Annotated in this window: 12 protein-coding genes; 8 read left to right on the forward strand and 4 right to left on the reverse strand. The window is 71.4% G+C overall.

The window, feature by feature from the left end:
• Genes ACXVGS_RS13650 through ACXVGS_RS13670 form a run of 5 tightly spaced genes read left to right on the forward strand, consistent with a single transcriptional unit; the run spans position 1 to position 5,498 of the window.
• The gene (locus ACXVGS_RS13650) at positions 1–1,044 is read left to right on the forward strand and encodes an N-acetylneuraminate synthase family protein (protein WP_458528834.1); all 1,044 of its coding nucleotides are present in this window, start codon (positions 1–3) and stop codon (positions 1,042–1,044) included.
• Positions 1,041–2,222 (forward strand): UDP-N-acetylglucosamine 2-epimerase, encoded by a 1,182-nt coding sequence (neuC, locus tag ACXVGS_RS13655; RefSeq protein ID WP_458528835.1) that lies wholly within the window; start codon positions 1,041–1,043, stop codon positions 2,220–2,222. The genes ACXVGS_RS13650 and neuC overlap by 4 nt, the downstream gene beginning before the upstream one ends.
• Positions 2,219–3,277, forward strand: a complete 1,059-nt coding sequence (locus ACXVGS_RS13660; RefSeq protein WP_458528836.1) for a sugar phosphate nucleotidyltransferase — start codon at positions 2,219–2,221, stop codon at positions 3,275–3,277. The genes neuC and ACXVGS_RS13660 overlap by 4 nt, the downstream gene beginning before the upstream one ends.
• The gene (locus ACXVGS_RS13665) at positions 3,274–4,317 is read left to right on the forward strand and encodes an SDR family NAD(P)-dependent oxidoreductase (RefSeq protein ID WP_458535721.1); all 1,044 of its coding nucleotides are present in this window, start codon (positions 3,274–3,276) and stop codon (positions 4,315–4,317) included. Before ACXVGS_RS13660 ends, ACXVGS_RS13665 begins: the two co-directional genes overlap by 4 nt.
• A complete protein-coding gene (locus tag ACXVGS_RS13670) occupies positions 4,314–5,498 on the forward strand; it encodes an aminotransferase class I/II-fold pyridoxal phosphate-dependent enzyme (protein WP_458528838.1) in 1,185 nt (394 codons plus the stop codon). The genes ACXVGS_RS13665 and ACXVGS_RS13670 overlap by 4 nt, the downstream gene beginning before the upstream one ends.
• Positions 5,499–5,586: 88 nt before the next feature.
• Here ACXVGS_RS13670 and ACXVGS_RS13675 read toward each other — a convergent pair whose 3' ends face one another.
• Together ACXVGS_RS13675 and ACXVGS_RS13680 are read right to left on the reverse strand one after the other, a co-directional pair.
• The gene (locus ACXVGS_RS13675) at positions 5,587–5,985 is read right to left on the reverse strand and encodes a DUF2304 family protein (protein ID WP_458528839.1); all 399 of its coding nucleotides are present in this window, start codon (positions 5,983–5,985) and stop codon (positions 5,587–5,589) included.
• A gap of 31 nt (positions 5,986–6,016) precedes the next feature.
• Entirely contained in the window at positions 6,017–6,688 is a 672-nt protein-coding gene (locus ACXVGS_RS13680) for a glycosyltransferase family 2 protein (RefSeq protein ID WP_458531880.1), read from the reverse strand.
• 127 nt (positions 6,689–6,815) lie between these two features.
• Between ACXVGS_RS13680 and ACXVGS_RS13685 the strand changes: the two genes are divergently transcribed.
• Positions 6,816–7,940: a glycosyltransferase family 4 protein gene (locus ACXVGS_RS13685; protein WP_458531879.1), complete on the forward strand. Its 1,125-nt coding sequence runs from the start codon at positions 6,816–6,818 to the stop codon at positions 7,938–7,940.
• Between the two features lie 13 nt (positions 7,941–7,953).
• Positions 7,954–9,057 carry a hypothetical protein gene (locus ACXVGS_RS13690; RefSeq protein ID WP_458528134.1) on the forward strand — a complete coding sequence of 368 codons (1,104 nt, stop codon included), beginning with the start codon at positions 7,954–7,956 and terminating at the stop codon, positions 9,055–9,057.
• Between the two features lie 7 nt (positions 9,058–9,064).
• Here ACXVGS_RS13690 and ACXVGS_RS13695 read toward each other — a convergent pair whose 3' ends face one another.
• Positions 9,065–10,471 carry a lipopolysaccharide biosynthesis protein gene (locus tag ACXVGS_RS13695; RefSeq protein ID WP_458528133.1) on the reverse strand — a complete coding sequence of 469 codons (1,407 nt, stop codon included), beginning with the start codon at positions 10,469–10,471 and terminating at the stop codon, positions 9,065–9,067.
• Positions 10,472–10,591: 120 nt separating this feature from the next.
• Here ACXVGS_RS13695 and ACXVGS_RS13700 point away from each other — a divergent pair, with 120 nt between their 5' ends.
• The gene (locus ACXVGS_RS13700; protein ID WP_458537057.1) at positions 10,592–12,643 is read left to right on the forward strand and encodes a SpoIID/LytB domain-containing protein; all 2,052 of its coding nucleotides are present in this window, start codon (positions 10,592–10,594) and stop codon (positions 12,641–12,643) included.
• Positions 12,644–12,723: 80 nt separating this feature from the next.
• Here the strand turns inward: ACXVGS_RS13700 and ACXVGS_RS13705 are convergent.
• Positions 12,724–13,234: LGFP repeat-containing protein (locus tag ACXVGS_RS13705; RefSeq protein ID WP_458537058.1), on the reverse strand; the 511-nt coding region annotated here is incomplete at its 5' end.

Raw genomic sequence — 13,234 nt, forward strand, 5'->3', positions numbered from 1 at the left:
ATGCGCAGCGCATCCATCGGTGACCGGGCGGTCCCCTCCGACGGGGACGTGTACGTCATCGCCGAGGTGGGGGTGAACCACAACGGCAGCGTCGAGCTCGCCCACCAGCTGGTCGACGTGGCCGCGGACTCCGGCGCCGACGCGGTGAAGTTCCAGACCTTCTCTCCGGACCAGCTGGTGTCGGCGACCGCTTCCACCACGCCCTACCAGCGGGAGAGGGGCGGCTCCGGGGACCAGCGCACGCTGCTGGAGGCGCTGACCCTGCCCACCGAGGCGTGGCATGAGCTCCAGCAGCACTCCAAGGAACGCGGGATCACGTTCCTCAGTACCCCCTTCGACCTCGGTAGCGCCGAGATGCTCGTGGACCTGGGGCTGCCGGCGCTCAAGGTCTCCAGCGGCGAGCTGACCAACTTGCCGTTCCTGCGGGCCTTGTCCGGGATGGGCGTCACGCTGCTGGTCTCCACGGGGATGGGAGACGGAGCCGAGGTGGACGCAGCCGTCGAGGCGTGTGCAGCCGCACCGGGGCTGATCCTGTTCCACTGCGTCTCGGCCTATCCCGCGCCGATCCAGCAGTGCAACTTGCGGGTCATTCCCGCGCTCCAGGAGCGGCACGGCATACCGGTGGGCTGGTCGGACCACACGCCGGGACTGGTGACCGCCCTGGGGGCGGTCGCCCTCGGCGCGAGCATCCTCGAGAAGCACTTCACCCTCGACCGCACGATGCCCGGCCCCGATCACGCGGCCAGCCTCGAGCCGGGCGAGCTCAACGACTACGTCGCGTCCAGCAAGGACCTGGCACGGGGGCTGGGCGACGGCGTCAAGCGGCGGATGCCGGCGGAGGAGGAGAACGCCGGACTCGTGCGCCGCAGCTGGCATGCCGCGGTCGACCTCCAGCCTGGCACCGTGCTGGCGGCCGAGCACCTCTCACTGCTGCGTCCCGAGGGGGGCCTGAGCCCCGCCGTGGACCTGTTCGGCGCCAGCGTGACCCGCCACGTCGCGGCCGGGGCCCCCATCACCATCGGCGACGTGTCGGGCCTCGCGTGAGCACGACGCAGGACGGCCGGCTCCGCGTTGCGGTCTTTGTCGGCACCAGGGCAGACCTCGGCCCCCTGTCTCCGGTGCTGTCCGTGCTCGACGCCGCGCCCGACGTGGACCTGCACGTCCTCACGGGCGTGGCCTACACGCCGCAAGACCTGGCCGCCGCGATGCCGCGGACGGCTGACGGCTGGAACGGGCGCGTCCACGCGCTGGCCGAACCCATGCGCGGCGTCAGCGCGGACAGCATGACCAGGCACGGAGCAGCCATCGCGCGTGGCGCCGGCCAGGTCCTCCAGGACCTCGGTGCCGACGTGCTGGTGGTGCTCGGCGACCGGTGGGAGCTGCTGTACGTCGTCCCCGCTGCCTTCCTCCTCGCCGTCCCGGTCGTCCACCTGCACGGTGGTGAGGTGACGGAGGGTGCGGTCGACGAGCGGGTGCGTCACGCGGTCACCAAGCTCGCCGACCAGCACTGCGTCGCCTCCGCCGACGCCGCCGCGCGCATCCGCCAGATGGGAGAGCCCCCCGAGCGGGTCCACCACACCGGCGCGCCCGGCCTCGACCGCCTCCCACAGGCGCAGGCCCTGGATGACCGGGCCCTGGCAGGCCTGGTCGGCTCCCCGGTCCCGCGACCGGTCGCGCTCTTCACCTACCACCCCCCGACGGCGGAGCCGGGGGCGCCGGTGGCCGAGTGGGCGCGGGCGGCGGCGCAGGCGACGCTCGACCGGTGCGGCACGGTCATCGCGACCTACCCCGGCGTGGACGAGGGCCGCGACGAGATCATTTCCGCGCTGTCAGCCCTCGCCTCCGTCGAGCCCCGGTTCCGGTTCGTCGAGGCGCTGGGGCGTGACTACCCGGCGGTGCTCCGCACGGTCGACGTCGTCGTGGGCAACTCTTCCTCGGGCATCATCGAGGCGGCAACCGTCCACAAGCCTGTTGTCAACATCGGTGAGCGGCAGCGCGGACGGCTCCGTGGAGGCAACGTCATTGACGTCGGTGAGGGGGCCGTCGAGGTGGCACGCGGGCTGGAGCGCGCCCTCTCACCGGAGTTCGCGTCGCTGTGCCGGCAGGTCGTGAACCCCTACGGGGCCGGTGACGCCAGCGTGCGCGTCCTCGATATCGTGCGAGCAGCACCCGGCTCACCCCGGGTCAAGACATTCGTCGACCTGATCCTGGAGGCCCGGTGACGCTGCGAGACCTGCAGCAGGCTTGTGCCCCCACCAGCGCGACCATCCGGGAGACCCTCGAGGTCGTCGACCGGTCCGCGCTGACGGTATGCCTGCTCATCGCCGAGGACGGCACCCTCGCGGGCCTGCTCACCGACGGTGACCTGCGCCGCGCGCTGCTCAAGGGCGCAGGGCTGGAGGACCCGGCGCTGCCCTTCGCCACCACCACGCCGCAGACCGTCGAGGCCGGGTCACCGCGCCCGCTGGTGCTGGACCTCATGCGCGCCCTGCGCATCGACGTGGTGCCGGAGGTCGACGCCGCGCGCCGACTGGTGGGGCTGCACACGCTGTCCGACGTCGTCGGCACCGAGCCACTTCCCAACGTCGCGGTCATCATGGCCGGGGGCAAGGGCACCCGCCTGGGCGAGCTGACCCGGCACACGCCCAAGCCCCTCATGACCGTGGCGGGGCGCAGCATCATCGAGTGGATCGTCCTCAACCTCGTCGGGGGCGGCATCCGCGAGATCTACGTGAGCGTCAACCACCTCGCCGACCAGGTGGTCGAGCACCTCGGTGACGGCAGCCGGCTGGGCTGCCACATCCGCTACCTGCACGAGAGCCCCGAGCGACCCCTCGGCACCGCTGGCTCGCTGACCCTGCTGCGCGCCGAGCGTCCCGACCTGGCTGACCCGGTCGTCGTGATGAACGGCGACCTGATGGTGCAGTTCGACCCCTCGGCGCTGCTGGAGTTCCACGAGCGCAGCGGCTCGGAGGTCACCCTCGCCACGCGCAGCTACCAGCACGAGATCCCCTTCGGTGTGGTCGAGACCGGGCCGGGCAACGTGGTGACCGGCATCTCGGAGAAACCCACCGTCAACGTGGACATCAACGCCGCGGTCTATGCCGTGTCGCCCGCGGCGCTGGCTCTCCTGCCTGAGGGCCAGCCAAGTACGATGCCTGATCTGGTGCAGATGTGCCTGGACCGTGGCGACCGCGTCTCGGCGTGGGGCATCTCCTCCGAATGGATCGACGTGGGCACTCCCAAGGACCTTGCCCGAGCGAAAGGACAGGCGTGACCGAGCCTCAGCAGGCGGCCATGAACACCACCACCCCCGCCCTCGCGGGCAAGACCGTCCTCGTGACGGGGTCCGACGGCTTCATCGGCAGCCACCTGGTCGAGCGACTCGTCGCGGACGGAGCCCGGGTGAAGGCGTTCTGCCTCTACAACTCGTTCGGGACGACCGGTTGGCTCGAGGAGTCCGAGACCTTCAAGCAGGCGGTGCGGGACGGGCAGGCCGAGGTGGTCCTCGGTGACATCCGCGACCCTGAGCACGTGCTCAACGCGGTCGAGGGCGCAGATGTCGTGATGCACCTCGCCGCGCTCATCGCGATCCCCTACTCCTATGTTGCTCCCCGTTCCTACGTGGAGACGAACATCTCCGGCACGCTGAACGTGCTGGAGGCGGTCCGTCGGCACGGGACCCCCCGGATGATCAACACCTCCACCTCCGAGGTCTATGGCACGCCCGACGAGGTGCCGATCACCGAGACGCACCCGCTGCGCGGCCAGTCGCCCTACAGCGCCACCAAGATCGGTGCTGACAAGATGTGCGAGTCCTACGCGCTGTCGTTCGCGACCCCGGTGACGGTCCTGCGGCCGTTCAACACGTTTGGTCCGCGGCAGTCCGCCCGTGCGGTCATCCCCACGGTCCTCGGCCAGATGCTCGCCGGCGCCCCGCAGATCCGCCTCGGTGCGGTCTCCCCGAAGCGCGACTTCACCTTCGTCACCGACACCTGCGACGGGTTCGTCAAGGCGGCCGCCACCGACCTGGCCCCCGGCACGACCGTCCAGCTCGGCACCGGTCGCACGGTGTCGGTCGGTGAGGTCGTCGACATCTGCAAGAAGGTCACCGGATCCGACGCCGAGATCGTCACCGACGAGGAGCGCCTGCGCCCCGACGGCTCCGAGGTGGAAATCCTGCTGTCAGACCCGACCAGGGCCCGCGACCTGCTGGGATGGGCGCCCTCCGTGAGCCTGGAGGACGGGCTGCGCGAGACCGCCGAGTGGCTGCGACCGCGCGCCGACCTCGACCGCGCTGCCCGATACCAGCGATGAGCGGCGTCCCCGGAGAGGTCCACGTCCCCGGCGCCCGCGGCCCGGAGGGCACCGTGCCGCTGGCCGTCCCCAACATCGGCGAGCGGGAGCGCGACTATGTGCTCGAGGCGGTCGAGTCGGGGTTCGTCTCGTCCGTCGGTCCGTTCGTCTCGCGGTTCGAGCGTGAGTTCGCCGACGCGGTCGGCGCGCGGTATGCCGTGGCCTGCTCCACGGGCACGGCCGCCCTCCACGTCGCGCTGATCCTGCTCGGTGTCGAGCCTGGTGACGAGGTGGCCGTGGCCGACTTCACCTTCGTCGGCTCGGTCAACCCGGTGGCCTACCTGGGTGCACGACCGCTGTTCGTCGACTCGGAGCGGCGCACCTGGAACCTCGACTCCGCCCTGCTGGAGGCCGAGCTCGAGCGGCGCGTGACGGCGGGCGAGGCACTCCCCAAGGTGGTCGAGGTCGTCCACGTCCTCGGCCAGCCGGCCGACATCGAGCCCCTCGTCGAGGTGTGCGAGCGATACGGCGTGGCCATCCTCGAGGACGCGGCCGAGTCCCTGGGCGCCACGTGGAGTGCTGGCCGGTTCGCCGGCAAGCACACCGGGACGGTGGGCCGGGTCGGCGCCTTCTCCTTCAACGGCAACAAGATCGCCACCACGGGCGGCGGCGGCATGATCGTCACTGACGATGAGGCGCTGGCTACGAGGGCGCGGCACCTCACGACTCAGGCCAAGGTCCCGGACGTCGGCTACCTGCACGACGAGGTGGGCTACAACTACCGCCTGACCAACCTCGCTGCAGCGCTGGGAGTGGCCCAGCTCGAGCGGCTGCCGGAGTTCGTCTCGGCCAAGCGCGCCATCGCAGCGCGCTACGACGCGGCCCTGGGTGGCACGGGTCTCGTGCTGCCCCCGCGGGTCGCCGGCTTCGATGCGACCTACTGGCTGTACTCCGTGCTGGTGCCCGAGGATGATCCCCGCGGGCGTGACGGGCTGCTCAAGCACCTCGAGTCGGTGGGGGTCGGCGCCAGGGCGCTGTGGCGCCCGCTGCACGCGCAGCCCCCGTTCGCCGACGCGGCGCGGCTCGGCGGCCAGGTCGGTGATGACCTGTTCGCCCGAGGCCTGTCGCTGCCGTGTGCGACCGAGCTCACCGAGGCCGACCAGCAGCGGGTCATCGACGGGGTGCTCTCCTTCTACGGTTGATCGCCCAGCGACGCCACAACGCAGACGCACACAGCACAGGGGACGACACCGCCTCGGGGCGGGTCGTCCCCTGTGTCGTGTGCTCGGGTCAGCCGCCGAGGGTGTCGCGTTCCGGCTCGCCAGACGCGGGCGGCTCAGGCGTGGAACCACCCGGCGGCACCTGCGCCTCGTCGAGGGCGATGCGGCGGGCCAGCTTGGTGTAGCGGGTCTCGAAGTCGCGGAACCGCAGGTAGGTGGTCACCGTGAAGCTGAGGAACGCCACGACCAGCGCGTAGAGGACCATGTCGGTGCCACGACCGACGCCGACGACCCTGGCGATCTGGTTCCACACCGAGGGGAACAGGATCGACCACACGGCGAAGGCGGCAAACAGGACGAGCCCGATCCGCCGTACGGCCTTCGTGCGGTCCCCGCGCGAGCGCAGCATGCGCATCGCCACGAAGAGCACGACGGCGATCAGCAGGATCTGGATGAGGACGATCTTCATGGCGTGCCCGTCTCCGAAGGTGCGAGGGAGGTCATCGCAGGATCAGCTCGGCGAGGATGTTGACGGCATTCCACAGTGACTGCCCCTTCGAGCGGGAGTAGTCGGTGTAGAGGATGTGCACGGGGCTCTCGGCGTAACGGACGTCGAGGTCACCGATCTGGGCCACCAGCTCCGATGCGTGGGCCATGCGGTTCTGGGTGATGTCGAGTCGTGACACCACGTCGCGGGACAGCACCCGCAGACCGTTGTGGGCATCGGTGAGCCGTGTGCCGGTGGTGAGGTTGGTGTAGCCGACCGCCGCGCGGAGCACCATCTTCTTGGCCAGGCTCGGCTTGGTGCGGTCATCGAGGAAGCGGGACCCGAACACCACGTCGAGGTCGTCGCGGCGGGCCATCTCCAGCATGACCTCGACGTCGTCCACCTGGTGCTGACCATCGGCGTCGAAGGTCACGACCCAGCGCATCGTGGGCACGGACAGGGCGAACTCGAAGCCGGTCTGCAGGGCGGCACCCTGACCCAGGTTGACGGGGTGCCGCACGACGACGGCGCCCGCGGCCTCGGCCTGCTCGGCCCCACCGTCGGAGCTGCCGTCGTCCACGCACACCACGTTGGGGAAGGTCAGCCGGGCGTGCCGGACGACGTCCCCGATGACCGCCGCCTCGTTGAAGAGGGGCACCACCAGCCATACATCCTCGTTGCTCATCGGACCCAACACTAGAGCCCGCCGGCGTGCCACCTGCGCACCGGCTCGGCCTGACGTGCTCGCTACGGGTGCCACGCCATGCTGGGGTAGCCTCCCTGCAGCCCCCGCCGAGGAGATTCTGCCGCCCATGACCCGCAGTACCCACCTGCTCGTCGTGACGACCAACTACGCCGAGAGCCACGGTGGCGTGGAGGAGCACCTTCAGGCCCTGCTCCCGCGGCTCGTGGCGCGTGGCGTCAGGGTCACCCTGGGCTACCTGGGGGCGCAACAGCGCGTGGTCGAGTCGGGGGAGCTGACCATCGAGTCGATGCGGCGCCGGGCGGACGTCAAGGGCGTGACCGCCCTCCCCGACCCGCGTGACTGGCGGGGCTTCTCGCAGCGGGCCCGGCGCGCCGGCGTCACGCACGTGAGCACCCACACGAGGTTCTTCCTCATGTCCTGGCTGGGTGTCCAGTGGGGCCGCCGGGCAGGGGTCCCGGTGCTGCACACCGAGCACGGCGCGGGCCACGTGGTGACCGAGTCCGCGGCGGTGCGCCACGGCAGCCTCCTCGTCGACCGGACCATGGGGCGCCAGGTGCTGCGCCGTGCGACCGAGGTGTTGGCCGTGTCCGAACAGACCGCGGCGTTCGTGCGTGAGCTGTCCGGGCGTGCGAGCGTGCCGTTCGGCAACGGCGTGGACCTCACCCGGTGGATGGACTCCGGGGACACCTCCCCGCCGGACGCGGCGCCCGAGCCCAGGCAGCTCGTCTTCGTCGGGCGGGTCGTCGCCGAGAAGGGCTGGCGTGACTTCCTCGACGTCGTCCGCGCTGCCCGGGACGCGGGGCACACGGCACCCGCCCACCTGGTCGGCGACGGACCGGAGCTGGCTGCAGCCCGGATGCGCGTCCGGGAACTGGGACTCGACCACGTCGTCCTGCATGGGCGCTGCAGCGTCGAGCAGATGCGCCCGCTGCTCGACGGCGCGGTCTACGTCAACCCCTCGGTCGCGGCCGAGGGCTTCCAGCTGACCCAGGTGGAGGCGGCCGCGGCCGGAGCCGCGGTCGTCACCTACGACGTCGGGGTCGCGCGTGAGCTCGAACGCAGCGGCGCCGCCGACGTGACGGTCGTGCCACGAGGCGACCTGGCCGCCCTGACCACCGCGACGACACAGGCGCAGCTGCGCGTGCCCAGACGACCGGACCGTGGCGGGCTGACCCCGTGGGACTGGGAGACGCTGGCAGACCGTTACGTCAAGCTGCTGCACGACGCCTGAGGAGCACAGACCCATGGACATCCAGAACCACTTCTACGGCCACTCGGGCGTGCTGAGCCACTACTGCGGCTGCCGCACCCGGCACCTCAACGGCCTCCTCCAGCACGGGTGGGTCGTCACGTCGCCGCTCGAGACCAACTTCGGCGACTTCCCCAAGGTCGGGGCGGACGGCGACCGCCGCCGGCTGCTGGTGTGGTCCCACTCCTCCCGGGCCTGGGACCCCGCGGCCTCGGACCGTCCGTCGGTTGCCATCGGTGCCCCCTGGCTCTACCTGCGCCGCATGGCCGAGTCCGGCGACCTGCCGGAGCCGGCCCTCGACGGGCGGCGTCCGTTGATCATGCCCATGCATGGCACTCACGTGGCCAAGGTGCAGGCCGACCACGGCGCCCTCGCCCGCTACTACCTGGAGAAGGAAGGGCCGGCCACGATCTGCCTGCACGTCGAGGACCTGACCGACCGGGCACTGGTCGAGGCGTGGCAGATCGGCGGCAACACCGTCGTGAGCGCGGGCGGCCGGTTCGACCCCCTCTTCCTGCCCCGGCTGTTCACCGGGATGCGACAGGCGAGCCGGGTGGTCACCAACCGCCTGTCCACCTCGGTCTGGTATGCCGCGTCGCTGGGTCTGGAGGCCGCCGTCTACGGTCCGCCGCCCACCTTCGCCGGCGACGCACCGGGCGCCTACGAGCGGTTGCGCGATGGCTGGCCGGAGGTACATGACGAGCACCCGGACGTCGCCGAGGCCCAGCTCGTGGCCCTGGCCGAGCTGGGTGGCGACTACCTGCGCTCGCCGGAGGAGCTGCGTTCCCTGGCCGGCTGGGAGCACCCGGCGTCGCTGACCGCGGGGACGGCGTACTGGCTCGGCGCGCCGCTGGCCAAGGCGGCCAACGTCCTGGGGATCTCCCAGCGCGCCGGCGGTCGCCCCGCCCCTGCCCCAACGACCGCGCCCTCCGCGTCGCCCGGCAGCGCCCCGGCGGCGGAGGCCATTGCGCCGGCCGCACCCGCACAACCCCGGGCGATCGACTTCCTGCGCCATCCCTTCAGCCACCTGCCGCGGCCGCTGCCGCGCGGGGAGGCCTGGCAGGGCGGTCCGGTCGACTGGATCCGACCGCAGCGCTAGGGCCCGGTCAGCCGCGGAGCACCTTCCGGCCGAGCAGCAGCGTCAACGCCCCGAGGCCGGCTGCGATCGGCAGGCGCAGCCACAGCCACCCCCCGGTGACCGGCAGCAGCGCCCCGAGGGCGCAGAAGAGCGCGCCGCCGACGAGCGGGCGGAGCAGCACGCGCTGGTCCCAGTGCGGGCCGCCGACGCGTCGCCGCAACCACATCGAGCCCAGGGCCAGGGCGGCATACGTCGCGGGGAAGCCGGCGGCGATGAGGATGGGGTCCGCGCTGCCCAGGACAGCCGCCACAGCCAGCCCGACGACCAGGCTGGCCGGGGTCACCACGGACAGCCCGACGGAGCGCCCGGCGGCGAAGACGAGGTGCACGTTGGCGAGATAGCCGACGGCGATGACCGTGCCGAAGGCGGCGATGCCCACCGACGGCACGAGCTCGTCGGGCCCGAAGCCCGGGCCGGCGGCCAGGCGCAACAGCCAGGGTGAGAGCACCGACACGCCGCCGGCGACGAGGGCTGCCAGCGTGGCGATGTCGCCGGTCGTGCGCGCGAGCACGACCGGACGGTCCGCGGGATCGGTCCGGAAGATCGTGGGCGCCCAGGAGTTGTTGAGCGCCGAGGTGATCACGCCGGGGGAGACCCCGATCAGCAGGGCCACCTGCAGGCGGGCGGCGGCCGAGAAGCCGTACATGGCGCCGGCCAGGAACACCATGGCGCCGTTGGCGAGGTAGAGCGCCACCATGTGCGGCAGCATCGGAAGCCCCAGCTTCAGGGCGGCGCGGGTGTCACCCGGCTCGTGGCCCGGCCTGCCGCCGCGGAGGGAGAGCGCGATTCCGGTCGCGGCAGAGACGGCGTAGCCGATGAGGAGCCCCAGGACGTAGCCCTCGGCGGTGGGGTTCAGGATGATGAGCAGGAGACCGGTGCACGGCCCGCCCAGGGTTGCCAGCAGCGACAGGCTCACGAAGGCGCCGGGCCGGTCGAGTACGCGGAGCATGGCCTGGGCGTTCTCGACGACGACGAAGAACGCGCTGGCGCCGATGGCGATCGCCAGGACCGTGCGCAGGTCGGGGGAGGCCAGGGGGCGCCACAGGGGGGTGGTCGCCTCCCCGAGGACCGCCAGGGCCGCGGTCAGGGCGGATCCCCGCAGCAACAGGGCGCGGGCCCCGGCCACGCCTGAGCCGCCGAGCAGCCCGTGGCGAGTGATGACCGAAGGCATGCCCAGGGAGCCGACCATCATGCCGATCTGGATCACCACGATCGCGGTGGCGACCAGGCCGTACTCGTGCGAGCCGAGGATGCGCGTGACCGCGGGGGTGACGGCGGCGTTCGCCAGGATCGGCGCGGCAGTGCCGAGGGTGTAGATCGAGCCTCGTCCCAGCACGCTGCGGCTGGCGGCGGCCCCGGTGTCTTCGGTCGTCACGGGGTCAAGGCAACCACAGGGCCCGCGCTGGACCGCCATCGGCTCGGCAGGCTCTTGCGGGTGCGTCAAGTCTTGTCTATTTGCCTGAAATCGCCTGACTCGCCGACCTAACCTGCAGGGATGTTCACGCCACGATCTTCTCTACCCTCTTGGCTGCGCTCAGCTCGGGTCGCGCGCGTCCTCGTGCCGGCGGTGGCCGGTGCCGCGGTGCTGGCCACGACGGGCCCGGTGGTGTCCGCCCGGGCCGAGTCGCTCCCGATAGGGCCGACCGTCGTGATCAACGGCCACGGCTGGGGACACGGCCACGGAATGTCCCAGTACGGCGCCTACGGTGCGGCGACGAGGGGACTCACCCACACCCAGATCCTGGACTTCTACTACCCGGGCACGACCCTCCAGGCGCAGGCGCCGATCCCCTCGCTACGGATCCGGATCAGCGGCGACTCCGACAACACCACGCAGGTTGACCCCGCAGCCGGCCTGTCGTTCACCGACGGCCTGGACCGCTCGTCCACGCTGCCGACACGGACGACGGCGGGCGTCGCCATCATCGGCTGGCGGACCATCCGCAGCGGTCCGCTGCTGCAGCTCCAGTCCGCGTACGCCGGGGCCTGGCACAACGAGTACGGCGCCGCCCGCCCTGGCCCGATGGCGTTCCAGGCGACCGCCGGGCAGGTGCGGCTGGTCATGCCGGACTCCACGCGCAGGGCGTTCCCCGATGCCGTGACGGCCATCGTGGATGGCACGGTCGAGCGAACCGTGGTCGTGACCTCGATGGAGTCGTACCTGCGCGGTGTGGTGCCCAACGAGATGCCGTCGTCCTGGAGCGCGGAGGCGCTGCGCAGCCAGGCGGTCGCTGCCCGGACGTACGCGACCTACGAGAAGGAGCACCCGTCCTACCCGGGGAAGCCCTGGGATGTGTGTGACTCCACCGCGTGCCAGGTGTACGACGGGCTGGCCGACTACAGGGGCGATGGCACCCTGCTGAGGGTCAACACCAAGGGGACCTCTGACGACGCCGTCAGCAAGACTGCCAACCAGGTCCTGCTCTACGGCGGCAAGGCGGCGTTCACGCAGTTCTCCTCGACGAACGGTGGCTGGATGGCTGCCGGGGACCAGCCCTACCTGGTCGCCAAGTCCGATCCGTACGACGGCGTCATCGCCGGCTCCCGCCACTCGTGGACATCGACCCGCACCACGGTCGCGTCGACGCTGCAGTCGGCCTATCCCCAGATCGGGACGCTGCGCTCCATCGTGGTGACCGCCAGGGATGGCAACGGCGAGTGGGGCGGCAGGGTGCGCACCGTCGATCTGGTCGGCAGCAGCAGCACGGTCAAGGCGGTCACGGGCGAGACGATCCGCAGCCTCCTGGGCCTGAACTCCGAGTGGTTCACCGTGGTCAACGCCGACTTCCTGCGACGCGATCGCAGTGGTGACCGGGTGCCGGACCTGTTGATTGCCACCACGACGGGGACGCTGTACCTCTACCGCGGCAAGAGCTCTGGCTTCACCGCGCCGGTGAAGGTCGGCTCCAACTGGCAGACGATGGACCGGCTCGGCTTCGCCGGCGACCTCAACGGCGACGGCCGCTCCGACCTGTTGGCACGTGACGGGGCGACCAAGAAGCTGTGGTGCTACCCCACGACGTCCACGGGGGCGCCAGGCGCGCGCACCGAGGTCCCGGGTAGCTGGGCGACAACATCGATCTTCGCCGGCGCTGGTGACCTGACAGGGGACGGTAACGCGGACTTCCTCGGGGTCAACGCCTCCACTGGTGTCCTCATGCTGTACCCCGGCTCGGGGACCTGCGGAGGCCACGGTGCCGGGGTGTCGATGGGTCCCGGGTGGAACGCCATGGACGTCGTCGTGGGTGCCGGCGACATGAACCGTGACGGCCGCGCTGACCTGCTGGTGCGCCAGAAGGCCACCGGCGTCCTGTGGACCTACCTGACCGACGGCAAGGGTGGCTGGCTGGGCCGGGTCCGTATCGGCGCGGGCTGGAACGTCATGAACGCGATCGCCGGCATCGGCGACCTCAACGGTGACCAGATCCCGGATGTCCTGGCACGCGATACGTCCAACCGCCTATGGCTCTACCCGGGCAACGGTCAGGGCATGCTCGGGACGCGGGTTGACCTGCACATGGCGCTGCTGCCCTCGCGGCTGGTCTGACCGGCAGGCGCGACCACCCGCCATACAGCACGAAGGGGCTGTGCCGTCCGGCACAGCCCCTTCGTCACGCCCGCGTCAGGTCAGGAGGCGTAGACCACCGCGATCTGGCCGCTGGCGCGGTCCCACGTGATGTGGCCACCCTGGAAGTCCTGCCGGGTGCCGGTCGCCGTGGCGTACTCCTCGCTGGTCGGGAACTTCAGCGCCGAGGCCGGACCGCCGACGTGGGCGTAGTTCCACCCGATGCCGTTGGCCGTCCGGTGCGCGCCGGTCGCCGCGATCCACCAGGCCGAGCCCTTCTGGAAGGACTGGCCCCAGCCGCCGGCCACGGCCTTCATCTCGGCCGTGGCAAAGCCGAGCGGGCTGGTGCCCCCACCGGTGCGCAGCCAGTACAGGCGGGGCCCGCCGGGGAGGGCGTGCGCGCCGGCCTGGGGGTTCCACGTGAAGGTCATCCCCGAGCTGTAGTCCACGCGGGTGCCGCCCGGGATCGCGTACTCGTCCTGGACGGGGTAGCCGAGCTTGTTGATGCCGTCCATCCGCAGGTAGACCGCGTCGATGCCGCCACCGACGACGAACACGCCCTTGGGGGTGGCG

The sequence above is a fragment of the Oryzihumus sp. genome, assembly GCF_054325275.1.

Coding starts and splice junctions, on each gene's coding strand:
- ACXVGS_RS13650 (WP_458528834.1), top strand. CDS start 1: ATGCGCAGCGCATCCATCGGTGACCGGGCGGTCCCCTCCGACGGGGAC.
- ACXVGS_RS13670 (WP_458528838.1), top strand. CDS start 4,314: ATGAGCGGCGTCCCCGGAGAGGTCCACGTCCCCGGCGCCCGCGGCCCG.
- ACXVGS_RS13675 (WP_458528839.1), bottom strand. CDS start 5,985: ATGAAGATCGTCCTCATCCAGATCCTGCTGATCGCCGTCGTGCTCTTC.
- ACXVGS_RS13680 (WP_458531880.1), bottom strand. CDS start 6,688: ATGAGCAACGAGGATGTATGGCTGGTGGTGCCCCTCTTCAACGAGGCG.
- ACXVGS_RS13685 (WP_458531879.1), top strand. CDS start 6,816: ATGACCCGCAGTACCCACCTGCTCGTCGTGACGACCAACTACGCCGAG.
- ACXVGS_RS13690 (WP_458528134.1), top strand. CDS start 7,954: ATGGACATCCAGAACCACTTCTACGGCCACTCGGGCGTGCTGAGCCAC.
- ACXVGS_RS13700 (WP_458537057.1), top strand. CDS start 10,592: ATGTTCACGCCACGATCTTCTCTACCCTCTTGGCTGCGCTCAGCTCGG.